Source organism: Phytohabitans sp. LZ39, assembly GCF_059359075.1.
Map to the genome: position 1 here is coordinate 83,619 of NZ_JCADBM010000028.1, position 7,453 is coordinate 91,071.

The 7,453-nt window shown below is 68.8% G+C and carries 5 protein-coding genes; 4 read left to right on the forward strand and 1 reads right to left on the reverse strand.

Translation table 11 applies throughout. From position 1 onward, the window contains the following. The first annotated feature begins 411 nt into the window (after positions 1–411). The 4 genes from AC5L36_RS38865 to AC5L36_RS38880 all read left to right on the forward strand — a co-directional run bounded on the left by AC5L36_RS38865 (position 412) and on the right by AC5L36_RS38880 (position 6,312). Positions 412–3,474 carry an AfsR/SARP family transcriptional regulator gene (locus AC5L36_RS38865; RefSeq protein WP_441223691.1) on the forward strand — a complete coding sequence of 1,021 codons (3,063 nt, stop codon included), beginning with the start codon at positions 412–414 and terminating at the stop codon, positions 3,472–3,474. Between the two features lie 108 nt (positions 3,475–3,582). Next, entirely contained in the window at positions 3,583–3,921 is a 339-nt protein-coding gene (locus tag AC5L36_RS38870) for a hydroxyisourate hydrolase (RefSeq protein WP_441223692.1), read from the forward strand. A 180-nt stretch (positions 3,922–4,101) separates the two neighbouring features. Continuing rightward, positions 4,102–5,643 (forward strand): acyl-CoA carboxylase subunit beta, encoded by a 1,542-nt coding sequence (locus AC5L36_RS38875; protein ID WP_441223693.1) that lies wholly within the window; start codon positions 4,102–4,104, stop codon positions 5,641–5,643. Between the two features lie 9 nt (positions 5,644–5,652). After that, positions 5,653–6,312, forward strand: coding sequence for a 4'-phosphopantetheinyl transferase family protein (locus tag AC5L36_RS38880; protein WP_441223694.1), 660 nt, complete (start codon positions 5,653–5,655; stop codon positions 6,310–6,312). Between the two features lie 10 nt (positions 6,313–6,322). Here AC5L36_RS38880 and AC5L36_RS38885 read toward each other — a convergent pair whose 3' ends face one another. Next, positions 6,323–7,213: a LuxR C-terminal-related transcriptional regulator gene (locus AC5L36_RS38885; RefSeq protein ID WP_441223695.1), complete on the reverse strand. Its 891-nt coding sequence runs from the start codon at positions 7,211–7,213 to the stop codon at positions 6,323–6,325. Between the last annotated feature and the right edge of the window lie 240 nt (positions 7,214–7,453).

Below are 7,453 nucleotides of genomic sequence, written 5' to 3' on the forward strand. Positions count from 1 at the left end.
CATCGAACGCGTCAAGGCCCGGCCGCGTCAAGGAAACGTAAATGTCCCATCATCCGGACCACCCGGATCCGACAGAATGCGGATTGTCATTAATTAGTGCCGTTCACCGTTCGGGCCGAGAAGTCCGTACATCCTGCCGGTACTCCCGGCACGGTAAGTCATGGCAGCGCTACCGGCGGACACAGTGCCGACCACGCCGTTCCAGATAGAGCGATGCGCGTACTACGATGCGTCCATAATCCTTTGATCACGGCGGTCTTACGGCACGGGGGCCTTTTGATGCCGGTCATTCACGGAGATAAGAGCAATCCTCACAATCGAAAAGGGACGCAGCAGCCGGGGAACGGCGGTAAGAGTGACGTGGAGTTCCGCATACTGGGACCGCTAGAGGTCCGCGTCAACGAGCAGCCGGTGCCCATCGGAGGTGCGCGCCAGCAGACGGTGCTGGCGATGCTGCTGCTTTCCGCAAACCGCACCGTATCCGTCGAGCGACTGGTCGACGCGGCCTACGGTGACGACCGACCGGCCACCGCCCGCGCCCAGGTGCAGATCAGCACGTCGACGCTGAGGCGGGCGTTCGCCACACGCGGCTTGCTCGACGTCATCGCGACCTACCAGCAGGGATACGCGATCAACGTGCCCGCACAGTCCCTCGACTTCCAGCACTTCGAGGATCTGGTGCTGGCCGCACGGCACGCGCGTACCGAGGGCCGCGCGGACGAGGCGGTCAACCTCTACCGCAAGGCATTGTCGCTGTGGCGCGGAGAGGCTTTCAGCGGCATCGAAAGCCGGCCGGTGCGCATCGCGGCCGGCCGGATCGCCGAGTGCCGCGTCATGTCCAATGAGGACTGCATACAGCTCGAGCTGGATCTCGGGCGCCACCGCGAGCTGATCGGCGAGCTCACCGAGCTCGTGGCGGCGCATCCGTTGCGGGAGCGGTTGCGCGGCCAGCTCATGACCGCGCTTTACCGGTGCGGGCGCGACGCGGAGGCGCTTCAGGTCTACCGGGACGGCCGGCGCATCCTGATCGAGGAGCTCGGCATCGAGCCGCCGAAGCGGTTGCAGCAGCTGGAGCACGCGATCCTCACCGGCGACCACGACCTCGCCGTGCCCGCGGGGGCCGGAACGGCGGCCGCCGCGCCTGCCGCGCCGGCGATCGCCTCGCCACGCATGCTGCCCACCGATATCGCCGACTTCACCGACCAGGCAGCGACGATCGGGGCGATCGAGAGGCACCTTCAGGTCGGCGAGGCACAGCCCACCCACTTCGCGGTGCCGGTCGTGGTCGTGTCGGGAAAGTCCGGCGTGGGTAAGACGGCGCTCGCCGTCCACCTCGGGCACCGGATCGCCGAGCACTTCCCCGACGGCCAGCTGTTCGCCGACCTGCACGGCACCGACTCGGCGCCGGTGCCGCCGTCCGCCGTGTTGGAGCGTTTCCTGCGGGTACTCGGCGTGCCCGGCACAATGCTGCCGGAGGGACAGGAGGAGCGGGCCGAGGTCTTCCGCGCGCTGCTGGCCACCCGGCGCGTGCTCCTCGTCCTGGACAACGCGGCCAGCGAGGGGCAGGTGCTGCCGCTGCTGCCCGGAAATCCCGGGTGCGCGGTCGTCGTCACCAGCGGCAGCCGCCTCGCCGCGCTCCCCGGTGCTATGCGCGTCGAGCTCGACGTCTTCGACCCGCGCGCCTCGGTCGAGCTGCTGACCCGGATCCTCGGTGCCGAACGGGTGTCCAAGGAGCAGGCGGGGGCCGAAAAGCTCGTGGAGCTCTGCGGCGGGCTGCCGCTGGCCCTGCGCATCGCCGGCGCCCGCCTGTCGGCGCGTCCCAACTGGAGCATCGGGCTGCTCGTGGAGCGCCTGGAGAGCGACACCCGCAGGCTCGACGAGCTCAACCACGGCGAGATGGGGGTACGAGCGAGCCTGTCGCTCAGCTACCGTAACATCGGCGAGCCGGCCCGCCGGCTGTTTCGCCAGCTGGCCATCCTCGACCGTCCCAGCTTCTCGGCCTGGATGGCGGCGGCGATTCTGGACCGCCCCTTCGCGGAGGCGTACGACCTGCTCGACCAGCTGACCGACGCGCACTTGGTGGAGACCGTCGACACGGGCCGACGCGCGCTGAGCCGATACCGGATGCACGACCTGGTGCGGGTGTTCGCTCGCGAACGCCTCGCCGTGGAAGACTCCTACACCGAACGCGTCGAGGTCCTCGCGCGCGTCCTGCGTACCCTCCTGGTCGTCGCGGCCACCGCCGACCGCCGCGTGTACGGCGTCTCGTCGGGACTGGTACCCGACGGCGCGTATGACGTGCCTGCTGAGCTCGTCGAGCAGCTCGTCGAGTCGCCCCGCCTGTGGTTCGAGCAGGAGCGCCGGACGCTGGTAGCCGCGACCGCGCAGGCCGCCCGCGCGGGCCTCGTCGACCTCTGTTGGGGCCTGGCGATCAGCACCGCCGGCTTCTTCCAGTCCCGGTCCTACTTCGGTGACTGGCGGGAGACGCACGAGGTCGCGCTCGCCGCCGCGCGGCAGGTCGGCGACCGGCGGGGCCAGGCGGCGATCCTCTGCTCACTGGGCGCGCTGAGCATGGCCACCCAGCGGTTCACCGAAGCCCGGAAGGAACTCATCGAGTCGCTGCACCTGTTTCGCGAGTTGAGCGACGACCGCGGCGGTGCGTGGGCGCTGAGCCAGATCGGCCACATCGACCGGCTGTGCGGCCATCTGGAGGGCGCGGCGAGCCACTGCGACCAAGCCCTGTCGACGCTGCGCCGGATCCACGACAACGCGGGTGCGGCGCACGTGCTGCACGACCTGGCCGCGCTCTGCATCGAGCGAGACCAGCCCGATGAGGCGATGCGTCTGCTTGGCGAGGCGCAACGGCTCAACCGTGACGGCGACTCGCGCTACGCCGAGGCGAGGATCGCCCACCGGCTGGGCCACACCTACTTGATGACCGGGAAACACACCGCCGCCCTAAGCGAGTTCCGTCGCGCCCTGCAACTCGCGCGGGAGATCGGCAACCCGCTGCTGGAGGCGGCCGCGCTGTACGGACTCGGCGTCACGCACCTGGGGCTGGGCAAGCCGGAAGAGGCCGACAATGTGCTGAGCGCCGCGCTGACGCTGGCCGAGCTGAGCGATCAGCGGTTCATCCGGGTGCTGGCCCTGAAGGGGCTCGGCGACCTGGCACTCGCGCGCCGCGAGCCGGCTCGCGCGACCGACCTGCTCCGGAAGGCCCACGCCGTGGTGCGGGAGTTGGGCATGCCGCTGCACGAGGCTCGAACGCTGCTGTTGCTGGGTGAGGCGCATCTGGCCGACGGTGACAAGACCTCCGCGCGTGAGGCGTTCCTGCATGCCTTCGCGTTGGCCGCCGCGGTCGACGCCAGCCTCGTGGACCCGATGCGGTCTCGTCTGAGAGACCGGCTGCGGGCACGCCCGCGCGGTGCCGATGACCGCATCGACTCAGCGGGCGGTGCGATCCACCAGCGGTAGATCGATGTCAGATCGATAGAGCTGTCGGATAGCGTATCCGCATCCTTCGCCCGGAATGCCATGAGCCCGGGTGTCGCCAGCGGATTCCGACGGACGGTGGGGTCCCACGTGAGCATTTCCGTAAGAGCCCAGGACGCCGTGCACGGCCAGCCGGCGGCCGGCGTGCGTGTCCGCTTGGAACGCGTCGGTGATGGAGTTTGGATACCCCTGGCGCAGGCCGAGACCGATCGTCAAGGCTGCGTCAGGGATTGGTACCAGCCGACGTCTGATCGGCACACCTACCGCCTGACGCTCAACAGCGACCACTACTTCACGTTTCTCGGGTTTACCACGGCCTACCCCGAGGTGGCGGTCACCTTCCGCGTGCTGGACGAGACACGCTCGCACCAGGTGGAAGTGTTGCTTTCCCCCAACTCGTACACAGCCTATGTGGCGATGCGGGAATGAGCCGTCAAGGCCGCGCAGGTTAGGGGCCTGTAGGGGTTCTCGGTGGTCGCGCGCGCTGACTAGCGTCGTGTTTCTTCAGAACGGTCGTGGTGAAGCCACGCTGGCGGCGGGGGCGACGAGCGTATGCAGGAAAAAGCACAGTCTGTCCCGACATCCGTGACCCAGCTTCCGCCAGAGACGATGCGGGACCGGTTGACCGAGCTCGAACTGTGCGTCGAAAGCGCCCACACGGGCGACGCCGAAGCGACGGCGAGGCAGCGCGCCAAGGGCAAGCTGACCGTCCGCGAACGGCTGGACACCCTGCTCGACACCGGCTCGTTCCACGAGGTCGAGCTCTTTCGCCGGCACCGTGCCAGCGGCTTCGGCCTCGACGCGCGTCGTCCACACACCGATGGTGTGGTGGCCGGCTGGGGGCAGGTCTTCGGGCGCGACGTCATGGTGTACGCCCATGACTTCCGGATCTTCGGCGGCGCTCTCGGCGAAGCACACGCCGAGAAGATTCACAAGGTGATGGATCTGGCGTACTCCGCGGGCGTTCCGCTCGTCAGCCTGAACGACGGTGCCGGCGCGCGGATCCAGGAAGGCGTGACCGCGCTCGCCGGGTACGGTGGCATCTTCCAGCGCAACGTGCGCTTCTCAGGCGTCATACCACAGATCAGCGTGATGCTCGGTCCGTGCGCAGGCGGTGCGGCGTACTCACCGGCATTGACCGACTTCGTCTTCATGGTGCGCGGCACCGCGCAGATGTTCATCACGGGCCCCGATGTGGTGCGCGCCGCTACCGGAGCCGACGTCAGCCACGAGGAGCTGGGCGGCGCCCACGCGCACGGCTCGCTGTCCGGCGTGGCGGGGTTCGTCCGCCCCGACGAGACGACCTGCCTGTCCGACGTCCGTCACCTGCTTTCCCTGCTGCCGGCGAACAACCGAGAACTGCCGCCGCCGCTGCCCTGCACGGACCGTCGCGACCGGACCAACGAAGCGCTGCTGGATCTGGTACCCGCGGATCCCCGCAAGGCGTACGACATGTTGGCGGTCATCCGCGAGATCGCGGATGGCGGGGCGTTCTTCGAGTTCTTCGCTGGCTGGGCCCGCAATGTGATCTGTGGGCTCGCCGCGTTCGGCGGTCAGCTGACCGGCATCGTCGCGAACCAGCCGAGACGCTTGGCGGGTGCGCTGGACATCAAGGCGTCGGAGAAGGCCGCGCGCTTCGTGCAGATGTGCGACGCCTTCAACATCCCGATCCTCACGCTCGTGGACGTGCCCGGGTTCATGCCGGGCGTCGACCAGGAACACGGCGGCATCATCCGGCATGGCGCGAAGCTGCTGTACGCGTACTGCGCGGCGACTGTGCCGCGGATCCAGGTCATCCTGCGCAAGGCGTACGGCGGTGCGTACATCGTCATGGACTCGCGGTCGATCGGATGCGACCTGTCATTCGCCTGGCCCACCAACGAAGTTGCCGTGATGGGTGCCGAGGCGGCGGCTAACGTGGTGTTTCGCAAGGAGATCGCCGCGGCCGTGGACCCCGACGGTCAACGTGCCCGCCGGGTCGAGGAGTACCGCCGCACACTTATGCACCCCTACTACGCGGCCGAGCGGGGCCTCGTGGACGACGTCATCGACCCCCGCCACACCCGGATGAAGGTCATCCGGGCTTTGGAGCTGTTGCGCGCCAAGCCCTCTACGGCGACCGGGCGCAAACACGGAAACCAGCCGATCTGAGGGTGGGCCATGATAAAACGAATCCTTCCTCCGTACCTGACGTACGCGGAGTCGTTCGACGATGCCAACGACGAGTCGCTCTTTCCAGAAGAAGCCAAGGTCGTCGAGCACGCCGTGGAGAAGCGCCGGCGGGAGTTCACCACAGGTCGGATCTGCGCGCGCCGCGCGCTGCGTCAGCTGGGCCGGCCGGCGGTGCCGCTGCTGCCGGGCGCGCACGGCGAACCGCGTTGGCCGGCGGGCATCGTCGGCAGCATCACCCACTGCTCCGGGTACCGGGGCGCGGTGGTGGGTGAGGCGTCCCAGGCCACCTCCATCGGCATCGACGCCGAGCCGAACGAGCCGCTGCCGGGTACCCTCCTGGCGACCATCAGCCACGCCGAGGAGCGGTCCGATGTGGACCTGCTGACGCGTAGGTATTCGGGCGTGTGCTGGGACCGGCTACTGTTCTCCGCCAAGGAGGCCGTGTACAAGAGCTGGTTCACGCTCACCGGCGCGTGGCTCGACTTCGACGCGACCCTGGTGCGTCTGCACCCGCGCGAGTGGACCGGCACCTTTGTCGCCAACCTGCTCGTACCCGGGCCCGAGGTGGCCGGCGAGAAGATCGACACCTTCTCGGGCCGGTGGCTGCTCAGCCGTGACGTGCTCCTCACCGCGATCGTCGTGCGCTGACCGCGCGCGGTCAGCACATGTCGAGGTCGTCCACGTCCAGCCAGCCGCAGGCCACCGCCCGGGCACCAGCCTGGAAGCGGCTGCGTGCGTTGAGCCGGCTCAGCAGATCGGACGCCACCCGCCGGGCGGTGCGGATGGAAACGCCGAGGCGGCGGGCGATGACGTCGTCCGTGCACCCCGACGCGAGCAACCGCAGCACCTGCTTACGTTGCGGGCACAGGCCGTCGCCGTCCCGCCGCCGCGGCCCGCCCAGCGGTGCCGCACCGTTCCATGTGGACTGGAAGAGGGCGAGCAGCGCGGTAACCATGCCGGCGCTGGACACCATCGCCGCCGCCTCCGAGGCGCCACCGGGGTCGGCCGGCACCAGCGCGTGCGCCCGGTCGATGATGAACAGTTGGAGCGGCAGCAGCGGCGCCGTGCGCACCTCGGTGCCCAGCGCCATCAGCCATTGCGCGTGCTCCAGCGCGGGCTGATTGTTGCGGATGCTGTCCAGGAAGACGGTGCGGTATCGCACTCCGCGTTCGATCGCGTGCGCTTGCAGCATCTCTCCGGACTCGCTGGACAGCGGCAGCTGTGACTGCGCCGGGACGAACGCGCAGACCTCCCAACGCGAGGCGTTGGTCAGGTCACGGAGCCGGGCCTCGACCTCGTCCGCACCCTCCACGTACTCCACGTCGGGCGCCTGAACCGGAGGGTTCAACTCGGCATGCTCCGCCAACAGCATCGCCACCGCGGCCTTGCCCTCTTCGAGCTCCTGCTGCATACGGGCGAACTCGGCCTGCCTGCGGGCCACGAGCGCCTGTAACGCCGCTTCGGGATGCACCGGCCGCAAGCTCTGCGGCTCTCTTGTGGACGGTTGTAGTAGCGACATCCGCGCCAGCTCGCCCAAGGCGTCGTGCACCTGACGCTCCGCCAGTCGGAGGCTCAAGGCTATGTCATGTGGCATGGCGGCTGGTGCCTTGAGCATCGCCAGGTACACGGCCTCCGTCTGAGAATCCAGCCCCAATCCCTCAAGCATCGTTCCCCCCAAAAGGCACGCTGTCCTGCGTGGAACGATAGCCGCCGGCGCGGTCGGGGCTTTCCCCTATCACCCCCTAGGTTCGGCGCGGTAACCCGTAGGTCCCCTTGGAAATAGGGGCTG

Coding starts and splice junctions, on each gene's coding strand:
- AC5L36_RS38880 (WP_441223694.1), top strand. CDS start 5,653: ATGATAAAACGAATCCTTCCTCCGTACCTGACGTACGCGGAGTCGTTC.
- AC5L36_RS38875 (WP_441223693.1), top strand. CDS start 4,102: ATGCGGGACCGGTTGACCGAGCTCGAACTGTGCGTCGAAAGCGCCCAC.